Raw genomic sequence first — 20,212 nt, forward strand, 5'->3', positions numbered from 1 at the left:
CGGATACATGGGTTACGGTTCTTCCCGCTGCTGGTCCGCAAGATCGGCGGCTGGTTTGGGTTGCAAGGCGGTTTTGCGGACCAGCCTTGCGCGCTTGCCGTCGATGAAGCCGAGGCGATGGGGGTGGAAGCGCATCGCCCATTCGCCGCTCTCGGTCTCCTCGATGGCGACCGGCTCGCCGGCCAGCGTCGCCGAGACGTAGACCTCGGCGCCTTGCCATTTGACGGCGCCGTTGTGGCGCACCTTGCGCACCGCCGCCTCGGCCGGATAGTCGGGCTCGGGCGGACTGGCCGGCATCTTGCGCGTCGAGGGCCGGTAGTGGTCGGCCGGCGTGTCCATGGCGAGCGCCTCGTGCGGACGCTCGCCATTGTATTCGCGCCGGAATGCCTCGAACCGTTCGGCCTGCGCGGCGCGGTCGGCCTCGGGCGCTTTCGCCAGCGGCAGCATGATCAGGTGGAAGCGCTCGTGGCCTCCGTTCTGCTGCGGCTTGCCCGGGTCGATGCGCTCCAGCGCAATCCCCAGCCGGATGAAGCGCAGCGCAAGCTTCGGCAGCCCGGTGACGCCGCTTGCCGCGAAGGGCGGGCCTTTGTCGGTGCGGATGCGATCGGGCAGCCCGTGCTCGCAAAACAGCCGCTCGAACACCGGCCAGGCCTCCTGTTCGCCGGTCGAGCCGGTCGCCTCCAGCGCCAGCAGATAGCGGCTTTTGGCGTCCATCACCGTCAGCGGCTCGCAGCGCCAGCCGTCGCCGGTCCTGAACTAGCCCTTGTGGTCGCCCGTCCACACCGCGTTCGGCGCATCCGGCTCGGGCCACGGGCCGTTGCCGGCTCCCTTCCAGCGGTCGCGCCGCCGCCCCACCAGGCCGTGCCGCTGAAGGATGGCGCCCGCCGTCGAGGCCGACGGCCAGGCCGTCGCCGGATCCGGCTGCTCGGCGGCGCAGGCAAACAGCATGATCGCGAGGCCGCGATACTGGTGGATGCGCGGCAGCGTGCCGGACCCGCCCCAGTAGGACGGCCTTCCATAGCCGGAATGGATTGTCTCGCCGGGGTGGTTGATCCAGATCTGCGGATCGGGATTTTCGCCCAGCCGCAGGTGCAGCACCGTCTCCTGGTACCCCACTCGTTCCAGCGGTAATGCGCCGCCGTGCCCATCGCGTAGTCGCTGGTCTTGTAGTGATAGAGCTTTGCGATCCGGTCCTGGCCCTGGGCAAAGCACCATTTCTGCGCGTCGGCATGGTTGTAGGTGGCGACCGCCTGCAACTCCACCGGCAGGCGCAGGCCGTGATCGCGCAGGCAGAGCGCCAGTTGCGGCAGCGCCTGGAAGCGCCGGCCGTAATAACCTGTCCCCCATAGCATGCGGGCGATGCTCGAAAGCTCCAGCGAGGAGGCGGCGCGCAAAGTGTGCTCGTAGGAGCGGCCCTGCGCGCCGGTCAGCACGCCGTGATGCGCCGAGCGCGCCACGATCTCCAGCAGCCGGACGATCGCCGCGCTTGCGCGCTCGCGCACGTCGGCGTCCGGCGCCAGCGCCATCAGCGTGGTCAGGCCTTTGAGATCGATCGGGAAATAAGGCGCCGAGTTGAACTCGGCCATTTCCCATTTTTCGAAATGATCCAGCCAGGCACGGACCCGCTCCAGCCCTACCTTCGACTGCTCCGTGCCGGTGCGGCCGGAGCGCACAAAACGGCCCTTGGGCAACAGCGCGCCGCCGAGATAAGCGGCGGTGTGGAAAAGCAGAGCGTGGTTTTCCGAAAAATACCACTGTACGTCGTTGCCGGGCTCGTCCATCCAGTAGCGGTAGCCGAGGATGGCGCCGTCGATGCGGCCAAGCACGTCCGGCGCGATGCCGTCCACAAAAGCCTTGCGGGACCACAGTAGCGGCACCAGGATGAAATCGGCGCAGTCGTGGCAATCCTCGATCGCCGGCAGCATGTCGAGGATCATGCGATCGGTCTCGGCTCCGGCGCGCCTGGAAGCCAGCCGCGCCAGCGCCCGCACAGTGTCCGCTTCGGCATGCTCCGACACTTCGTCGAGCGCTTCCGCGATGCGCGCGTCGAGCGCCACGGGCGCCAGCCTGCCTTGCCGTTCCGCGTGGCAGATCTCGACCCCGAACACTCTGGTCGCCGCGAAGCCGCCGACATTCAGCGTCACCTCGAAATGCCGGAAATCCGCCGGCAGGTCTTCGGTCTCGGCCAGGGGCAGCCTTGCGGCGCCGGCTTCGAGGCGGGTCCGAAGCGCAAAGCTTTCGGACGACATGAAGTCGCCGGCGATCTTGACCGAAACATCGGCCGTCGCCGGCAAAGGTGCGCCTGTCAGGAGCGCGACGCTTCCGGCCTTGTAGGCCGGTTTCGCGAAATGCATGTTGTCAAGTGCGGCCTCGACGGCGGCCGCAATCAGGCCATCTAACGGAACCGGCAGCGCCTGCGAGACGCTTGGACCGGCGACATAGTCGCGCTGGAAGAAATAGCGGGCATCGCGTTCGGCGAGGTCGTCGAACCAGATTTTCAGTTCGTTCGCGCCGGCATCGAGATCGATGCTGAACTCGCGCTTGGCCTCGAGGTTGCGGACATAGTCCGCCATCCAGCCGACTTCCTTGCCGTTGACGAACAGAATCGCCCCTCCGCAGGTGCCGAGCCTCAGCGTCGCCCATCCGGGCGTTTCCGACGTCAGGAACGTGCGTGCCCAGGTGCCGAGTGTTGTCGGGCGGAACCAGAAACCCGACAGGTCGATCCGTGGCGCGCCGAAGGGCAGCCAGTTGTGCACCGGCGCGAATTCGCCCATCGGCTCGGGCCGTTTTCCACGTCGCTCTTTGGCAAAGACCGTCCGGCACGGATATTCGTGCGGAATGAAATTCTTGTGTTTGGTCAGGAAGAAGAAGGGGTCCATCTCCCCCTGCATCGGCTGATCCGGCACGTCGTAGCGCTGCTCGGCTGTGGCGCCGAGTTGCCAGTAGGCGATCGGCGCACCCGCCGGCAGCGGCCGGCGCAGGAAGAGATCGTCCTTCATATCCAGTGCTGTGCTGTTCATCTCAGGCTCGCAACAGATACCGGGTCGACATCGCCATAGGCCTGGTTCTCGCCGGTCATGCCCCAGACGAAGGCATAGGGCCCGGTGCCCGCGCCCATGTGGATCGACCAGGCCGGTAACAACACCGCATCGCCATTGGCGACCATCAGATGACGCGTCTGGCCCGGTCGTCCCATCAGATGGACGACGCGGTCCTCGGCGGCGAGGTCGAAATAGAGATACGCCTCCATGCGGCGTTCATGCAGGTGCGGCGGCATGGTGTTCCAGATGCTGCCGGGCGCCAGATCGGTGATGCCCATCAGCAGCAGGCAGGAGGGTGCGACCTGCGGATGGATGTACATGCGCAAGGTGCGCTTGTTGGCGCGCCGCTCCTCGCCAAGTTCCAGCGGCTTTGCCTCGGTTTTCGTGACCAGCCGGTGCGGGATGTCGGCCCCCGCCGGCACCGAGTTCATATAGAACCGTGCCGGAATTTTCGGATCGTCGCTGGCCAGCGCGATCTCGCGGCCGCCGCGCCCGGCATAAAGCACGTCGCGGTTGGCGAGCCTGAATTCCTGCCCGTCCACTGTCACCGAACCTGTGCCGGGTCCCCGGTGAACTGCCAGAGCCGCACCAGCCCGTAGAGGCCAACGCCTTGCGGCCATTCCCACGCATCGAAGCTGATGTAGTCGCCGGGTGTGCCATCGAGGTTCGGCTCGTGGAAGCGGCCGTCATGCCGCAGCGCCGTGATGCCTGCGACCAGAAGGTCCAGCCGTTCGCGCAACGCATCGCCCGTCGATGGCAACAAGCTTCCTCCCAAAATCTTGTTTGCAAGTTTCGTCCCACGAAATGAAAATTTGCGCAAACTGAAAAGTTTTTGCAGATTGCGGCTTGTCGATCGGGGTTTCGTAAATCGGCTCTGGCGATCGTCAAGGGGAGGAGCGCTGGTTTATGCGAAGCACAGGCAAACGCGGAAAACCCAGCCGCCGCGTGCGGCTGGAGGATCTGGCGCGGCACTGCGGTGTCTCGGTCAGCACGGCTTCGCGGGCGCTGGCCGGCGGCAAGGGCGTGCGCGCCGACCTGCGTGCCCAGCTTCTGGACGCCGCGAATACGCTGAACTACGCCATCCCCGCCTCGATCGCCGACCGCAAGGTCATTTTGGCGGCAAGCAGCGTCGCCATGGTCGACTACATCCGCAACCAGTTCACCTTCTACGTGCTGGAGGGGCTGAATGCCCGCGCCCAGGCGCTCGGCGTCGAAATTTTGACGCGGCCGATCTCCAGCCGCGCCGAAGAAATCCGCGTGCTGGAGGAGGCGCGCGACAATGACGAGGTCGCCGGCTGCCTGTTCCTGGCGCTCGATGACGAGGACATGCTGACGCTGACCTCGTCCTTCGCCAAGCCGATCGTGCTGGTCAATGGCGACGATCCGTCGATGCGGCTCTCCAGCGTCACCCCCTGCAACCGCTCCGCCGCGCGCCTTGCGACCGAGCATCTGATCGGCCACGGCCACAGCCGCATCCTGTTCCTGATGCGGCGTGGCCGGCGCACCATCGAGCGGCGCTTCGAGGGCTGGCAGGACGCCATGCGCCACCATGGACCGTTCGACGTGGAAGGCCTCGCCGTCGAGGTCGAGGACTGGCTGCCCGAACTCGGCGCCGAGGCGATCGAAAGCCGGGTGCGCAAGAACGGCCTCGACTTCACCGCCATCCTCGCCGCCGGCGACAGCCTTGCCGTGGGCGCGGCAATTGGCCTGGAGCGGCTGGGCTACAAGGTGCCCGACGACGTCTCGGTGATGGGCATGGACGACTTGCCGCAGGCGGCCTTTCACAATCCGCCGCTGACCGCAATGCACGTCCCCATGCGCGAGATCGGCGCCGCCGCGCTCAACCTGCTGCTCGACGATCTCGGCGGCCTGCCGATGCCGCCCCGCCGCGTCGAACTCGCCTGCCACATCGTCGAGCGACGGTCGGTGGCGAGGCCGAGGGTGGCGGATACGGCGAATAGAAGTTGATCTTTGCCCGTCCCCACCGGCGTTCCATTCGACCGTGTTTCAACCTGTCGGCAATCCGCCTTGCGGCATCGATCCACGTGAAGGGAACTGGCCGTGCATCAACGCAAAACGGCTGGATTGTGGAGGTAAGAGGCCAAAAAACAGCACAGGAATGAAGCGATTCAAGCGGTTGCCGGCGAGGATGCGTGACAAGCAATGGAAATCGTTGAATCTTCCGAGCTTCACGGATGCTCGGAAAATCCGGTGTCCGGATTGCAGGCCTTTAAAGGCAACATCGCTCGCCACATGAAATAGCTATTATATCAGGTATTTAGGCGAATCCTTGTCCGGGTCCGCCTGTTTTCTTGATCCGTTGTCTCAGCTTCCGCCGATCGCGCCCTTTATGGTGGCGATGTTATGGCGCATCAGGTCGACATAGGTTGCCGCCTGGCCGTCCGCATCCGACAGCGCATCGGAATAGAGTTCGCCGCCGACCTTCAGCCCGGTCTCGCCGGCAATCTGCTCGATCAGGCGCGGATTCGTGATGTTTTCCACGAAGATAGCCGAAGCCTTGTCCTGCCTTATCTGCTGGATCAGCTTCGCCACGTCCGCCGCCGACGGATCGGCTTCGGTTGAAATGCCTTCCGGCGCATGGAAGGTCAGGCCGTATTCCTGCTCGAAATAGCCGAAGGCGTCATGTGAGGTGATGATCGTCCGCTTGTCCGCCGGGATCGCTGCAACCGCCGCCTTGACCTCGGCATCGAGGGCGTCGAGCGTCGCCAAGTAGTTGGCCGCATTGGATTTATAGGTTTCGCAGGCGGCCGCGTCGGCCTGACAAAAAGCGTCGGCGATGTTCGCCACATAGATTTTTGCGTTGCCAACCGACTGGAACGCATGCGGGTCGATGTCGCCATGATCGTGGCCGTCATCCACCTCCGCCGCATGGTCGTGATCGGCCTCGGCAGCATGGTCATGGGTGGCTTCCTCGGTGGCGTGCCCCTCGTGGTTTTCTCCCTCTTCGGCGAATTCTGCCTTCATCTTCAAAGGCTTGATGCCTTTCGTCAATTCGGCGATCGACGCTTTGCTGCCGCTGGTCTCGACCAGCCGCGCCAGAAAACCCTCGAAATGCAGACCGTTGACCAGAACCACGTCGGCCTTCGACATGGCGACCGCATCGGCCGGCTTCGGCTCGTAGACATGGGCGTCGCCGTTCGGCCCGACCAGCGTTGTGATTTCAACCTTGTCGCCGCCGACGTTCTTGGCGAAGTCGGCGATGATCGAGAAACTGGCGACCACTTTGAGCGGGTCGGCGATGGCCGGTGAGGCGGCAATGGAGGTTAATGTTATAACAATCATCGCCGTGGCGTACTTCATCGAATTCAGCATGTCCAAAAACTCCTTTAAAATCAGGCGGTTCTGTGGGAGGCGGGGCGCAGGCGGGTGGCGATGATGCCTCGCGTGCCTGCGAAGATCGAGACGGCGTAGACGACGCCGGCGGACAGGATGATGGCCGGTCCCGAAGGCAGGGAGGCATGGTAGGACAGCAGCAGTCCGGCCACGCAGGAGACCGCGCCGATGCCGATGGCGAGCAGGCACATCGGCTCCACCCGTACCGTCCAGAAACGCGCGGCGGCGGCGGGAAGCATCATCAGCCCGACCGACAGCAGTGTGCCCAGCGCCTGGAAACCACCGACAAGGTTGAGCACGACCAGCGCCAGGAAGACAAAATGCACCGGCGTGCCCAGCCGCGACACCGAACGCAGGAACAACGGATCGAGGCATTCGGCGACTAGCGCCCGCCAGAACAGGCCGAGCCCCGCCAGTGTGACCACGGCGATCAGGCCGATCAGCCCCAGCGCTTCGTCATTGAGCGCCAGCACAGTACCGAACAGGACATGCATCAGGTCGACGCTTGAGCCGCGCAGCGACACGATCAGTACGCCGAGCGCCAATGAAATCAAATAGAAAGCGGCCATCGAGGCATCCTCCCGCTGCACGGTGAAGCGCGACACCGCGCCGGCGCCGAGCGCCACGACGATGCCGGCGATCAACCCGCCGACGGTCATCGGTACGATCTGCAAACCGTAGAGCAGGAACCCCGCCGCCGCGCCCGGCAGGATGGCGTGCGCCATGGCGTCCCCCGTCAGGCTCATGCGCCTGAGCATCAGGAAGACGCCGACGGGGCAGGAACTCAGCGACAGAAGCAGCGAGCCGGCAAGCGCCCGCTGCATGAAGCCGAATTCGGCGAAAGGCGCGATCAGCCACTGGTAAAGCGAGTCCATCAGGCGGCATTCCCGTGGATATGACGTGGCTGCGCGCCGTCCGTTGCCGGTTTTCCGTGCGCATGGGCATGAGGATGATGGTGATCGTGCGCATGGCCGTGATCCCCGTGGCCATGGCTGTGATCATGATGATCGTGCGAATGGGCGTGACCGGCGGCCTCGGCTTCGGGGCTGCACCATGGCGCGTTCTCGTCCCAGGCTTCATGAAACTGGCGGGCGCGCAGCAGGTTTTCGGGCGCCAGTGTCGCTCGCGCATCACCCCAGGCGACGGGCTGTCGGGCGAGCAGCAGCGCTTCCGGGAAATGCATGCGGACGAGATCGAGGTCGTGCACCACCACCATGATGGTGCGGTTCTCGCCCTGCCAGCGCTTGATCAGCGCCACAAGGTCGCCGATCGTCTTGGCGTCCACGGCATTGAACGGTTCGTCGAGCAGGATCAGGTCGGCGTCCTGCACCAGCACGCGGGCGAACAGCGTGCGCTGCAACTGGCCGCCGGACAACGTGTCGAGCGGGCGCTTCTCAAAGCCCTCCAGCCCGACCGCAAGAATCGCCTTCGCCACCGCTTCGCGGTCCTCGGGCCGATGCCGGCCGAGCAGACCGCGCCTGGGCCAGAGACCGAGCGAAACCAGATCGACGACGCGCGCCGGAAACGAGCGGTCGAGTTCCGATTGCTGCGGCAGATAGGCGATGCGCGTGCCGCCAGCCACCACGCGCGCGCCGGCCATCGGCTTCAGTACGCCGACGATGCCCTTCATCAGCGTCGATTTTCCGGATCCGTTGGCGCCGACCACAGCCGTCAGCGAGCCTTTTCGCACGACGCCGTTGAGGTGGTGCACGGCCGGGTGGCTGTTGTAGCCCAGCGTGAAGTCGCTAAATGTTACGCAGGCCTCGGCCATCGGCTATGATGATTCCGTGATAGGGTTTCGTCGCACCTTGAGGCCGACTGGTATGTGATGTTATTACATCAACAATGGTGGCCGCAAGATGGCAAATGAAAATCGGCCGGAAACTGGAATGCCGAAATGATGCATGCGCCGGAATTGACCAAGAACCAGCGCCTGGTGCTGGACGCGCTGTCACGCGAGGACGGCCCGCTCAGCGCGTATTCGCTGCTGGATCAGTTGCGCGAGCACGGGTTTCGCGCGCCCCTGCAGGTGTATCGCGCACTGGAGAAACTCATCGACTACGGGCTGGTGCACCGGCTGGAGAGCCTGAACTCCTTCGTCGCCTGCGCCCATCCGCATGACCACCACGCGCATGGCATGATCGCCTTCGCTATCTGCGAGAAATGCGGGCAGGTGGACGAGTTTTCCGACGAGATGGTCGAGGCAAGGCTGAACGGCTGGTCGAGGGACCACGCCTTCAAGCTGTCGAAGACGACGATCGAGATGCGCGGCACCTGCGCGCAGTGTTTGGCGGCTTGAAGGCGAATTGACTGCATGTCTTTCCACCAAGAGCGCGGTGGAAGCGCATACCATCTCAATGCAGCAGGTGTTCTCCGGTAATCACCCGCTCAACCTGCTCGATCGTGGTCTTCTTCGGGTCGATGTCGTCGGCCACCAGTTTTCCGCCGCGCATCACCATGATGCGGTCCACCACCTGGAAGACGTGGTGGATGTTGTGGGCGATGAAGATGCAGGAGTGCCCCGTGTCGCGCGCCTCGCGCACAAAGCGCAGCACGCCTTGCGTCTCGGCGACGCCGAGGTTGTTGGTCGGTTCGTCCAGAATGATCAGGTCGCTGTCGAACTGCATGGCGCGCGCGATCGCCACCGCCTGGCGCTCGCCGCCTGATAGCGCGGTGATCGGCGTCTCGGGCGGGATGTCCTTGGTGATGCCGACCTTTTTCAGCAACTGGCGGGCCACCGCGCCCATCGTCTCGTGGTCCAGCCGGTTGAGGAAGGCCGGACCTTTGACCGGCTCACGGCCGAGGAACAGGTTGCGGGCGATGGAGAGTTGCGGCACGAGTGCGGAATCCTGGTAGATGGTCTCGATGCCGTTGGCGATGGCATCGGTCGTGCGCTTGATCTCGACCTTCTTGCCCTTGACGAAGATATCGCCGCTGGTCAGCGGCACAGCTCCGGACAGCACCTTGATCAGCGTCGATTTTCCTGCGCCGTTGTCGCCGAGCAGGCCGACGACCTCGTGACGGTCGATCCGCAGGCTGACGTCGCGAAGCGCATGGATGCGTCCGTAGAACTTGTTGATGTTCTCCATGCGGACGAGTTCTTCACCGGCCATTGGTTCAGGTCCCCGCATTGTGACGGCGCTCGAGCCAGGAATGCAGCGCCATCATGCCCAGAATGATCGCGCCGATGAAGATGTTGTAGGCAAGTCCCGGCACGCCGATCATGACGATGCCGTTGCGCATGATGCGCAGGATGAAGATGCCGATCACCGTGCCGATGATGGTGCCGCGCCCGCCGGTCAGCACCGTGCCGCCGATTACCACCATGGCGATGACCTCCAGCTCGTAGCCGGTGCCGCTGTTCGGGTTGGCGGCGGAGGTGCGCACCGAGCTGATGATGCCGGCGAGCGCCGCCATGGCCGATGAGAACATGAACAGCGCGATCTTGGTGCGGTTGACGTTGACGCCGCGGGCGCGCGCCGCGTTGGGATTGCCGCCGGACGCCTGGATCCAGTTGCCGGCCTTGGTCTGCGTCAGCACATAGTGGGTGGCGACTGCCGCAAGCGCGAACCAGACCACCGACATGTAGAGCCGCAGGCCGCCGAACGTGTAGCTGCCGACCAGCGCGGTGGCGAGCCACGAGCCTTCCGTGCTCCAGGTGCGCTGCGGAAAGCCGTCGGTCACGTAAAGCGCGGTGCCGCGCACCACCAGCAGCATTCCGAGCGTAACCAGGAAGGACGGGATGTTCAGCCGGGTGACGAACCAGCCGTTGACGTAGCCGATGAACATGCTGACGGCGATGGCGACCAGGAACGCCACTTCCAGCGAGGTCACGCCGCTGTTGAACAGTGTCCACATCAGCACCGCCGAGAAACCGAAGACCGAGCCGACCGACAGGTCGAATTCGCCCGACGTCATCAGCAGGGTCATCGCAAGTGCGATGAGGCCGAGCTCGACCGTGAAGGCCAGCGTGTTGCCGATGTTCTGAAGCGACAGGAAGCTCGGGTTGAGCGACCAGAAGACGGCGAGTTCCAGCACCAGCAGGACGAGCGGTCCGAATTCAGGCTTGGCGATGAAGCGCTGAAGAAAGGAATGTTGCTGCATTGCTCTAGGGACCGCCGTCAGGAGAAGCCGCCCGGCTTGAGCGTCAGGGCTCAGGCCGGGTCGACGATCGGGATGAAGTTGCTGGCGAGTCTATTTGCCCGACAGGATGTCGTCGTAGATCTGGGCGGTATCCTTCTCGTAGAGGGCGCCGGTGATGATGTTGAAGCCCGGCGGGATCTTGCTGGAAGCCATCGCCGCCATGGACAGCGCCATGTAGCTGGTCGCCTGCGGATCCTGCCACTGGCCGGCATTGACGTAGCCGTTCAGCACTTCCTGCGTGGTGTCGGTCGAGTTGCCCCAGCCGACGACCGGGATTTCGCCCGGCTTGACGCCGACCTGGTCGAAGACGCGCTTGATCGAGCCGGTGACGAGGTCGCCGAGGCCGATGATCGCCTTGATCTTGGCGCGGTTGGCGGTCAGATAGTCGACCATGCGGGTGATGACCTCACCCTGGTCGAGCGTCGAATCCGTCACTTCCCAGGTGATGTTGAGCGGCTTGAAGACGCTGGCGATGCCTTCTTCCTCCTGCACGCCATAGGTTGCGCCGGGGATTTCGACCGGCATCCAGACGAAGTCGCCGGACTTCACCAGACCCTTGTCGACGAGATACTGCGCCCAGCCCTTGCCGAAGGCGACGTTGTTGCCGCCGACATAGGCGTCGAAGCTGGCGGTCGGGTCGGGCGTGTTGAAGTTGATGATCGGGATGCCGGCGGCGTTGGCCTCCTTGGCGATCTCGACCAGACTGCCCGGATCCGGGCTGGTGGTGACGATGCCGTCCGCCTTGGCGGCAAGTGCTGCGCGGATGGCTTCCTGGTGTGCCGGCACGTCGCCATTGTGGAACGAGGTGTTGACGGTGTTGCCGGTGTCGTCGGCCCATTGTTTCGCGCCGGCGAGGAAATAGGTCCAGACCGGGTCGGCCGGCGACCCGTGGGAAACCCAGTAATAGGTCTTCTTTGCCTGTGCATAGGCAGTCGACACCGCGCCGAGGCTTACCGCCACCGCCGCCGCCGACAGAAACATGAATGTACGTCTCAGCACGTGATCCTCCTCCACTTGTCGGGCCGATCGTTCGGCCCCTTTCGGACTGTCCGAAATCTCGTATTCGCGCGGCGAACTTCTCCAACCTTCCGCGCTCGCCTAGGCCGCAAACGCGACACAGGTAGTCATTTCATGTCAGTCTGCTCAAAATGATACTTTTTTGTGCATCATTTTGATGTTTCTGGATGCTAGTGGCAAGGCCAAGGGCGAGTCAAGCCGCATCGGCCACGGCGTCGGCTCTCGCGTTTTCTATGACCCCTGCCTTCGACAGTCCATTATTTGGTATCAAAAGCCTCATTTTGAGGTGATGGTCAGATCAGTCCGGCGAAATGAGAGCCTAGGAAGGGCAAGGTGCGTGTGTCGCCGCTGGCGTCGGCAAGCGTGATCTTGCCTGCGTCGACGGCGATGTCGACGACGCGTGTCCAGCCCAGCGGCGCTGCAATTGCCCCGAAAGCATAGCGGATCGAGGTGGTCGCGCCGGGCGAGAGCGACAGGCCGGAGGGCGGCTCGGCCGGCTTGCCGGGCTGTGCGAGGTTGATGCCGAGGTCGGCCGCGCCTTCCTCGATGCCGATCACGGCGCGATGCCGGCCGTTCCACGGCGCGTAGTCGCGGCCGCCATTGCTCATCCACAAAATGGTCTGCGGCAGCAGCATCGCATCCTTGACCGCGAAGAACAGAAAGCCGTCCTTCGCCGCGAGCGCCGCCGACCAGCCGATGCGCGTGCCCGGCGCTTCCGACATCATCATCAGGTCTTCGTGCGCGCTGTCGAAGGGGTAGAAACTCGCATCGACAGTTCGGCCGTCGGCGCGGCGCACCGAAGACAGCGTCTCGAATTGTTGCGGGTAGGCGAGGATGGAGCGGCCCTTGGCTGGGTCGGATTCCAGGGCGGCGGCGGGCGTGCCGCCGCCGATCTTCGGCGAGAAGCTCAATTGCGCGCCGCCCGGCACATGCAGCATCGCGTGATGCGCCACCGGCAGGCGGCCGCTTCCGCCCTCGAATACATGCTCCTGGTAGACGACCGGGTGGCCTGGATGCAGCGTGATGCGCTTGGTCAGGCTGGCGCCGTCGATCGGCTGGCGCAAGCGATAGGCGGCGGTCACCGAGCCGTTTACCGCGGTCGTCATGCCCTGGCTGTCCCAGTCGCCATTGGCCGCCCAGCCATGGATCGCCGCTTCGGTCGTCGCCACGCCGAAGGGGGCGCAAAAGAAGTCGCCGGCCAGCCGCCGTTCGACCGGTGCGACATGGCCGGGCAAGGCTTCGCCGTCGCGCACCCATGGTGCCTTGTGGAGCGGCCGCAGCGTCGGCCCGCCTGCCGCTTCGATGACGAGGTCGTCGATGATGCCGCCTTCTCGGTTGAAGGCGACCATGATGCCGTCGGTGGCGATCCTGTCCATTAGATGTTCTTCCTGAAAGGGATTTGGCTCAAGGTTCGTTCGGGATGTTCTCCCGGAACACCGACTGGATGCGGATGGTCGCGGTGGAAATGTTGCTTTCGCCGCGGATGGCCCGCACCAGCCTGTCCACGGCCTCGCGCGCCTCGACGCGGGCGTTCTGGTCGATCGCCGCGTCCATGATGCCGCTCAGCAGGAACTGCCGCGTGTCCTCGGTCAGGTCGTGGCCGATGAAGACGATCGCGTTCTGGCGCCCTGCCTCGGTCAGGGCGCGGGCGATGCCCTCATGGCCGGCGCCGATGCAATAGATGGCGACGAGGTCGGCGTGGTCGGCCAGCAGCGCCCGCACCTCGTCGTAGGCGCGGCCGGCGTCCTCCTGCACCTCGCGCGCGGCGACGATGTCGAGATGCGGAAAGCCCTCCTGCAGCACGTGGCGGAATCCCATCTCGCGCTCCTCATGGCCGCGATAGGCCAGCGCGCCGGCGATCAGCGCCACCTTGCCGGCGGAGCCGGGCAGGAAACGGCCGATGAGATAGCCGGCGAGCCGCCCGGCGGCGCGATTGTCGATGCCGACATAGTTGACGCGGCCGACATGGCTGATGTCGGAGACCAGCGTGAGCACCGGAACGCCCGCCGCCACCAGCCTGCGCACCGCTTCGCGCACAGACGGGCTGTCCAGTCCGATGACGCTGACGCCTTGCGTGGTCTGGCGCAGGCTGCCGAGCTTTGCGGCGATCTCCTCCGGCGCGATGCCGCTCAGCCGGTGGATCTCGATATCGACATCCTTCCGCAGTTCGACCTGTCGCTCGATCTCCCTTGCCAGGTCGGAGATGAAGGCGTTGTCGCCGCCGGGCAGCACGAAATCCAGCCGGATATGGCTCTGCTGCCGGTTCTCGGGGAATGCGCCGGCAAGGCCCGCAACGATCGCCTGCACATGCTTTCGCGTATGCTCCTGCACGCCGGGACGATTGTTCAGCACGCGGTCGACCGTCGCCTTGGAGACGCCGGCGGCGCGCGCGATCTCGTCCATCTTCGGTCGCGCGTCGCTCACTGGTGCCTCTCGCATCCGCCATGTGGCCAAACAGTACGACCGTACAAGGACGGGGTCAATGAAAAAACCTCAAAATGAGGTTTTTGTGCCGTCAGAAAGATGTAGGTTCGTGATCGCGGGCTTTGTGTCGGTCTTGCGCCTGTGCAGGTAGGCGCGCCGCACCTTGACGTATGCGGCCCTGTCGCACTAGCTTCAAAATGAAGCATCAAAATGAAGTTGCGTGTTGCCGGCTCGCGTTGCCGGCCGCGCCAGATGTACGGTCTTCATATACGCTTCAGGTTTCCCGTCCAGGCGGGGCATGATCCAGGGAGGCAATCGATGAGCAGGTGGCGCGTAGCCGGCATCAATTTCGACCACATGCACATGGGGGATCTGCTCCGTGAGGTGTTCGACCATCCCGATGCCGAGATCTGCGGCGTCTACGACAAGAATCTGGAACGCATGGCGTCGGCAATCGGCAATTTCGCGATTCCCGCGGACCGGGTGTTCACCAATCTGGACGCCTGCCTGGAGAAGACGAGGCCGGACCTCACCATCATCTGTGCGGCGACCGGCGAGCATGCGGATCACGTCGAGCGGGTGGCTGCCCACGCGGTGCATGTGCTGGTCGAGAAGCCGTTCGCGGCCTCCATCGCCGACGCCGACCTGATGATCGCCGCGATGCAAAAGGCCGGCCGGCGCTTGGCGATCAACTGGCCGCTCGCCTGGTATCCTTGCCATGTGACGACCAAGCGGCTGATCGACGAAGGCTCTGTCGGCGAGGTCGTCGAGGTGCATTATTACGACGGCAATCGCGGCCCGCTCTTCCATCTCGCCGACAAGGTCGAGGTCACGCCGGAGGAGGTCGAGGCGGCAAAGCCAACCTCCTGGTGGTACAAGAAGGCGTCGGGCGGCGGCAGCCTGCTCGACTATCTCGGTTATGGCGTGACGCTCGGGACCTGGTTCCTCGACGGCGAGAAGCCGATCGAGGTCACCAGCGTCGTCGACGAGACGCCCGGCATCGAGGTCGACCAGCATTCCATCACCGTCTGCCGCTACCGGCGCGGCCTGTCGAAATTCGAGACGCGCTGGGGAACCTTCTCCGATCCCTGGACGCTGCAGCCGCAGCCGAAATGCGGTTTTGTCGTCGTCGGCACGCAGGGCACGATTTCCAGCTACGACTACGAGCCGCATGTGACCGTCCAGACGCGCGAGCGTCCAGAGCAGACGTGCGTGCCGGCCGACATGCTGCCGACCGGTCGGCGTTCCCCTGTAGAATATATGCTCGATTGCCTCGCGAAGGACGTGCCGATCAGCGGGCCGCTCGACCCGGCGCTTTGCCGCATCGGCCAGCAGATCATCGACAGCGCCGTGCTGTCGGCGCGTGAAAAACGCACCGTGGCGCTGCTTCCATGACCGAAACGCCAAGCGAGGATTCCTACGCGCTGACGGTGAAGGCGGCGGAGTGGATCGCCGCGCCGGATCTCGACTATCGGCCGCCGCGGACAAGAAACTACAGGCCGAAGATCGCGCTGGTCGGCGCCGGCGGCATTTCCTTCGCGCATCTCGATGCCTACCGGAAGGCGGGTTATGATGTTGCCGTCATCTGTAATCGCACGCTGTCCAAGGCGATGGCGCGCCGTGACGAATTCTTTCCGCAGGCCGAGGCGACCGACGATTTTCCCGCTCTGTTGAAGCGCGACGACATCGAAATTCTTGATATCACCACGCACCCCAAGGAGCGCGAGGCGATGGTCGAACAGGCGTTGAACGCCGGAAAACACGTGCTGTCGCAAAAGCCGTTCGTGCTCGACTTCGATATCGGCCACCGCCTTGCCGACCTTGCGGATGCAAAGGGAGTAAAACTCGCCGTCAACCAGAACGGCCGCTGGGCGCCGCATTTCGCCTATATGCGCGAGGCGGTGCGGGCCGGGCTCGTCGGCGAGGTCATGTCGTGCCATGTCGGCGTCCACTGGAACCACGGCTGGATCAAGGGTACGCCGTTCGAGGAGATCGACGACCTCGTCTTCTACGATTTCGCCATCCACTGGTTCGATTTCCTCGCCAGCATCATCGGCGATCGCGCCACGTCCGTCTTTGCCACGCGCGCCCGCGCCGCCGGGCAGGAGGCTAGGCCGCCGCTGCTGGCGCAGTCGCTTGTCGCCTTCGGTGGAGGACAAGCCTCGCTGGTCTTCGACGGCGCCGCGCCGTTCGGTCCACAAGACCGCACCTATATCGCCGGGACCAAAGGCAGCCTGTTCAGCATTGGCCCCAATCTCGGCCAGCAGACGGTCGAGATCACAAGCGAGGCTGGTGTCGCCACGCCCGTGCTGGAGGGAACCTGGTTCAACGATGGCTTTCACGGCGCGATGGGCGAATTGCTGTGCGCCATCGAGGACGACCGCGAGCCTCTCAATGGCGCGCGCGGCAACCTCGTCAGCCTCGCCATGGCCTTCGCGGCGATCGCTTCGGCCCATAGTGGCGTCGCCGTCGCGCCAGGCAGCGTGCGCAGCTTGGCGGCGGCGCAGACCCGGTCGCGCTGAGACGAAGGAGGCAGAAGCTTGGCCGCTTCCACAATTGAGTTTTCCAGAATTTCCAATATGGAATTGTGCTTCCGCTATGCGCTGGCCGGACTCCCGGCAGGCAGGGCGGACGGCCGGCGCATCAGAACGCCGACGGCTTCGCGGGCGGGGAGAGCACATGGCGTCAGGTCAGGCCGAGGATTATGGCAGCCTTGTCGCCATGCTGAGCGCGCGCAAGGCAAAACTCAGCAAGCGGCTGCAACAGGTGGCGCAGTTCTTCCTGAACAATCCGGAAGACGTGGCCATCTACACGATCGTCGAACTGGCCAAACAGGCCGGCACGCACCCTTCCACCATCTCGCGCTTCGCCAAGGAACTCGGCTTCGAGGGATTTGCCGAGCTTCAGGGGGTCTTCCGGCAGCGGCTGGTCGGCCCGAAGATGACCTATGCCGATCGCATGAAGGCGTTGTCGGAAGGGCCGGGCAGGGCGCCCGCCGCCGGGCTGGAACTCGACGAGCCGCATGTCGTCTTCGACACATTCGTGCTGGCTGCGATGGATGCGCTGCTGCGCCTGCGCGAAGACGTTCAGCCGGAGGCTCTGAGTGGTTTTGTCGAGACGCTGCGGCAGTCGGGGGCGGTGCATATCGCGGCGGCGCGCGGCGCCTTCGGGGTCGGCGCCTATTCCTATTACGGCTTTTCGCGCATAGGCAAACGCGCCCATCTGATCGACAATCTCGGCGCCATGCGCGAGCAGCAACTGTCGGCCATGGGGCCGGAGGATGTGCTGCTGGTGATGACCTTCGACGACTATACGCCGGAAACCATCGAACTGGCGCTCGCCGCCCACAAGAAGGGCCGGAAGCTGCTGGTCATCACCGACAACGAACTCAGTCCGGTGGCAAAACTCGGCCTGCACACGCTCTACGTCAAGGAAGCGCGGCTCGGCCATTTCCGCTCGCAGGTGCCGGCCATGGTGCTCTGCCAGTCGATCATTGTCAGCCTCGGCAGCCATATCGACCGGTAGCGAAGCTGCTCCGTCCAAACTCCCCACGCCAAGCGTGGTGGAGGGGCGTACCTCACGACAATCACCTCATTGACAACCTAAATCTGGAAATGCAATTCTAATATGTGGAAACTGAAAATATCGGTTTCGGGAGGATGTTTTGAACATTGGTCTTGATGGCAAGACCCTGGTGGTGACCGGCGGCACACTGGGGCTCGGCGAAACCATTTGCCGGTTGGCGGCGGCAAGCGGCGCGGCAAGCATCGCATTCGTCGGGCGCAATGCGGATCGCGGGGCCGGCGTCGCCAAGGCGATCGAGTCGCTCAACTGCCCAGCGCATTTCATCAGGGCCGAACTTGGCGAGCCCGACGCTCCCGCCGCCGTCATGACCGAGGCAATCGCCAAACTCGGGCGGGTCGATTGCCTGGTCAATGCTGCGGCCTTGACCGACCGCGCATCGCTGCTCGACGGAACGCTGGCCGACTGGGACAGGCTGTTCGCCGTCAATGCGCGCGCGCCGTTCTTCCTGATGCAGGCGGCGGCCGCCGACATGAAGGCGCGCCGCGCGCCGGGCTCCATCGTCAACATCCTGTCGGTCAATGCGCATTGCGGCGCACCGGAGTTGGCCATTTACTCGGCCACCAAGGGTGCGCTGTCGACGCTGACCCGCAATGCCGCCAACGCCCATCTCGCCGACCGCATCCGCGTCAACGGCATCAACATGGGCTGGGTGGCGACGCCGAGCGAGAACGTCATGCAGGGAAAAATCCTCGGCAATGGCGACGACTGGGAACGCAAGGCCGCCAGCGGCCTGCCGCTCAAACGCCTGCTGACCATGGACGAGGTCGCGCAATTTACCCTCTTCCTGCTCAGCGATGCCTCCGGCCTGATGACCGGCACGCTCACCGATCTCGAGCAGACCGTGTTCGGCGCTCCGGGCCGCGGGATCGGCTGGTGACTGTGCAAGGATCTTCAGAAGGGCCGACCGAACTTGAGTTTCGGCATCGCCACTCATCCCCCTGCCGGGACCTTCTCCCCGTAAAGCACGGGGAGAAGGAGGCTGGCTGCAACCTCACCGCTCTCCCTTCTCCTCGTCACTTACGGGGAGAAGGTCCCGGCAGGGGGATGAGGGGCGGCGGCGAAGGTACAAGATCGTGACCTTCGCAATGACCTCCCGTCTCGGCCTTGCCGCCATCGACCGGCTGCCCGTGTCCGTCCGCCGTCCCGGCTATGACCGCGGCCGCCTGTCGCCCGGCATCCTGCATCTCGGCGTCGGTGCGTTCCACCGCTGTCATCAGGCCGAATATACCGACGACGCGCTGGAGGCGGATTTCGGCCCCTGGGGCATCATCGGCGTCAATCTGCGCGCGCCCGATCTGGAACCGACGCTGGGCGCACAGCGCGGGCTCTATTGCCGCGAACTGCGCCACCACGGCGACGTCGGCCGCAGGCTCATCGGCGCGCTGGTCGAAACGATTTCCGTCGCTGAAGAGAGCCGCGATCCGCAGCGTGCGAGCCTGCGCCGCGCACTGGATGCGGCTGCAAGCCCGTCGATCGGTGTCGTCACCATGACGGTGACGGAAAAGGGGTATTGCCACATCCCCGCCACGGGCGAACTCGATCTCGACCATCCGGACATCCGCCACGACATCGCCTATCCGGAAACGCCGGTTTCGGTGCCGGGCTTCGTGCTGCGTGCGCTCGCCATGCGGCTCGCCGCCGGCCGGCCGCTGCCGGCGCTGATCAGTTGCGACAACGTTCCCGACAATGGCAGCACCTTGCGCCGGTCGGTGCTCGGCTTGGCGCAAAAGATCGATCCGGCGCTGCGTGACCTCGTCGAGCGCGAGGCGTGTTTCGTCAACACCATGGTCGACCGCATCGTGCCGGCGACACGCCCCGAGGATGTTTCCGGGTTTGCCGCGGCCACCGGGGTCGAAGACCTTGGTCTCGTGGTGGGCGAGCCGTTCCGCATGTGGGTGCTGGAGGACCGTTTCGGCGGGCCGCTGCCGGCCTGGGATCGAGCCGGCGCGATGTTCGTCAAGGATGTTGCGCCCTACGAGATTCTCAAGATGCGCGTCGTCAACGGCATCCAGTCGAACCTTTGCCAACTCGGCGTGCTCTCTGGCAACGACTTCATGGCCGACGTCATGGCCGAGGATGTGTTCAGCGATTTCGCCTTGCACACGATTTCGCGGGAGGTCGTGCCGCATCTGCCCGCCGTGCCCGGTATCGACGTTTCCACCTATGTCGCCGAGACCATTAGCCGGCTGAAGAATCCGGCGTTGAAGCATCGTACGCAGCAGATTTCCACCGACGGTTCGCAGAAGATCAAGCAGCGCTTGCTGGAGCCGCTGCGCGCCGCATTGAAGGCGAACACACCTTGCGATGGGTTGCTGATCGGCATCGCCGGCTGGATGAAATACGCCGGCGGCATTGACGGCGCCGGCAGGGTGCTTGAGGTGCTCGACCCGTTTGCCGAACGCACGAAGGCCATCGCAGCGGCCAGCGGTGGCGATGCTGCGCGGCTGGTCGACGGCATGCTTTCCATTGAGTCGATCTTCGGCACCGATCTCGCCCAAAACGGCTTTGTGAAAGACAGGCTTGCTACCCTCGTCGTCGATCTCGGCATGCGCCCGTCACGCGAAGTCGTACGCGATTTCCTCGCTTCGCAGGCGGGGTGATCACGATGATGGGACAGAGAATTTCAGAATTTGACTAGTGGAAATTGT

17 protein-coding genes and 2 pseudogenes are annotated in these 20,212 nt (G+C 64.4%); 7 read left to right on the forward strand and 12 right to left on the reverse strand.

The annotated features are described in order from the left end of the window. Window positions 1-12: 12 nt before the first annotated feature. The 4 genes and pseudogenes from ACSBOB_RS11030 to ACSBOB_RS11045 all read right to left on the reverse strand — a co-directional run. Window positions 13-915: pseudogene (locus tag ACSBOB_RS11030) on the reverse strand (integrase core domain-containing protein); the annotation flags it as partial. Then, window positions 901-2,999, reverse strand: a pseudogene (locus tag ACSBOB_RS11035) (hypothetical protein); the annotation flags it as partial. The pseudogenes ACSBOB_RS11030 and ACSBOB_RS11035, both read right to left, overlap by 15 nt. Window positions 3,000-3,016: 17 nt before the next feature. Beyond that, window positions 3,017-3,589 (reverse strand): 5-dehydro-4-deoxy-D-glucuronate isomerase, encoded by a 573-nt coding sequence (gene kduI / locus ACSBOB_RS11040; protein WP_442582440.1) that lies wholly within the window; start codon window positions 3,587-3,589, stop codon window positions 3,017-3,019. Continuing rightward, on the reverse strand, window positions 3,586-3,801 hold the full coding sequence (locus ACSBOB_RS11045; RefSeq protein WP_442582441.1) for a hypothetical protein: 216 nt from the start codon (window positions 3,799-3,801) through the stop codon (window positions 3,586-3,588). Before ACSBOB_RS11045 ends, kduI begins: the two co-directional genes overlap by 4 nt. 146 nt (window positions 3,802-3,947) lie before the next feature. Here ACSBOB_RS11045 and ACSBOB_RS11050 point away from each other — a divergent pair, with 146 nt between their 5' ends. Continuing rightward, window positions 3,948-5,009 (forward strand): LacI family DNA-binding transcriptional regulator, encoded by a 1,062-nt coding sequence (locus ACSBOB_RS11050; protein ID WP_442582442.1) that lies wholly within the window; start codon window positions 3,948-3,950, stop codon window positions 5,007-5,009. A gap of 357 nt (window positions 5,010-5,366) precedes the next feature. On the opposite strand, the gene aztC is transcribed toward ACSBOB_RS11050, so the two are convergent. The 3 genes from aztC to aztA are packed head-to-tail and all read right to left on the reverse strand — an operon-like array spanning window position 5,367 to window position 8,166. Continuing rightward, on the reverse strand, window positions 5,367-6,374 hold the full coding sequence (gene aztC, locus ACSBOB_RS11055; protein WP_442582443.1) for a zinc ABC transporter substrate-binding protein AztC: 1,008 nt from the start codon (window positions 6,372-6,374) through the stop codon (window positions 5,367-5,369). A 20-nt stretch (window positions 6,375-6,394) separates the two neighbouring features. Continuing rightward, on the reverse strand, window positions 6,395-7,270 hold the full coding sequence (aztB, locus tag ACSBOB_RS11060; protein ID WP_442582444.1) for a zinc ABC transporter permease AztB: 876 nt from the start codon (window positions 7,268-7,270) through the stop codon (window positions 6,395-6,397). Next, complete coding sequence (aztA, locus tag ACSBOB_RS11065) at window positions 7,270-8,166, reverse strand: zinc ABC transporter ATP-binding protein AztA (protein WP_442582445.1); 897 nt, start codon at window positions 8,164-8,166, stop codon at window positions 7,270-7,272. Before aztA ends, aztB begins: the two co-directional genes overlap by 1 nt. Before the next feature lie 129 nt (window positions 8,167-8,295). Between aztA and ACSBOB_RS11070 the strand changes: the two genes are divergently transcribed. Further along, on the forward strand, window positions 8,296-8,694 hold the full coding sequence (locus ACSBOB_RS11070; protein ID WP_442583708.1) for a Fur family transcriptional regulator: 399 nt from the start codon (window positions 8,296-8,298) through the stop codon (window positions 8,692-8,694). A 55-nt stretch (window positions 8,695-8,749) separates the two neighbouring features. Here ACSBOB_RS11070 and ACSBOB_RS11075 read toward each other — a convergent pair whose 3' ends face one another. From ACSBOB_RS11075 to ACSBOB_RS11095, 5 genes are all read right to left on the reverse strand, one after another. After that, window positions 8,750-9,508 carry an ATP-binding cassette domain-containing protein gene (locus ACSBOB_RS11075; RefSeq protein WP_442582446.1) on the reverse strand — a complete coding sequence of 253 codons (759 nt, stop codon included), beginning with the start codon at window positions 9,506-9,508 and terminating at the stop codon, window positions 8,750-8,752. Between the two features lie 4 nt (window positions 9,509-9,512). Beyond that, entirely contained in the window at window positions 9,513-10,499 is a 987-nt protein-coding gene (locus ACSBOB_RS11080) for an ABC transporter permease (RefSeq protein WP_442582447.1), read from the reverse strand. A gap of 90 nt (window positions 10,500-10,589) precedes the next feature. Beyond that, a complete protein-coding gene (locus ACSBOB_RS11085) occupies window positions 10,590-11,537 on the reverse strand; it encodes a substrate-binding domain-containing protein (protein ID WP_442582448.1) in 948 nt (315 codons plus the stop codon). A gap of 311 nt (window positions 11,538-11,848) precedes the next feature. Then, window positions 11,849-12,931 carry a hypothetical protein gene (locus ACSBOB_RS11090; protein ID WP_442582449.1) on the reverse strand — a complete coding sequence of 361 codons (1,083 nt, stop codon included), beginning with the start codon at window positions 12,929-12,931 and terminating at the stop codon, window positions 11,849-11,851. Between the two features lie 28 nt (window positions 12,932-12,959). Further along, on the reverse strand, window positions 12,960-13,958 hold the full coding sequence (locus ACSBOB_RS11095; RefSeq protein WP_442583709.1) for a LacI family DNA-binding transcriptional regulator: 999 nt from the start codon (window positions 13,956-13,958) through the stop codon (window positions 12,960-12,962). Between the two features lie 339 nt (window positions 13,959-14,297). On the opposite strand from ACSBOB_RS11095, the gene ACSBOB_RS11100 reads away from it, so the two are divergent. The 5 genes from ACSBOB_RS11100 (at window position 14,298) to ACSBOB_RS11120 (ending at window position 20,164) form a co-directional block, all read left to right on the forward strand. Then, entirely contained in the window at window positions 14,298-15,374 is a 1,077-nt protein-coding gene (locus ACSBOB_RS11100) for a Gfo/Idh/MocA family protein (RefSeq protein ID WP_442582450.1), read from the forward strand. Continuing rightward, a complete protein-coding gene (locus tag ACSBOB_RS11105) occupies window positions 15,371-16,501 on the forward strand; it encodes a Gfo/Idh/MocA family protein (RefSeq protein ID WP_442582451.1) in 1,131 nt (376 codons plus the stop codon). Before ACSBOB_RS11100 ends, ACSBOB_RS11105 begins: the two co-directional genes overlap by 4 nt. A gap of 157 nt (window positions 16,502-16,658) precedes the next feature. Further along, entirely contained in the window at window positions 16,659-17,504 is an 846-nt protein-coding gene (locus ACSBOB_RS11110) for a MurR/RpiR family transcriptional regulator (protein ID WP_442582452.1), read from the forward strand. Window positions 17,505-17,643: 139 nt separating this feature from the next. Further along, the gene (locus tag ACSBOB_RS11115; RefSeq protein ID WP_442582453.1) at window positions 17,644-18,441 is read left to right on the forward strand and encodes an SDR family oxidoreductase; all 798 of its coding nucleotides are present in this window, start codon (window positions 17,644-17,646) and stop codon (window positions 18,439-18,441) included. Between the two features lie 196 nt (window positions 18,442-18,637). Further along, the gene (locus ACSBOB_RS11120) at window positions 18,638-20,164 is read left to right on the forward strand and encodes a mannitol dehydrogenase family protein (RefSeq protein ID WP_442582454.1); all 1,527 of its coding nucleotides are present in this window, start codon (window positions 18,638-18,640) and stop codon (window positions 20,162-20,164) included. Window positions 20,165-20,212: the final 48 nt, after the last annotated feature.

Origin of the sequence: Mesorhizobium sp. KACC 23794, assembly GCF_052180275.1 — a bacterium.
GTDB lineage: Bacteria > Pseudomonadota > Alphaproteobacteria > Rhizobiales > Rhizobiaceae > Kumtagia.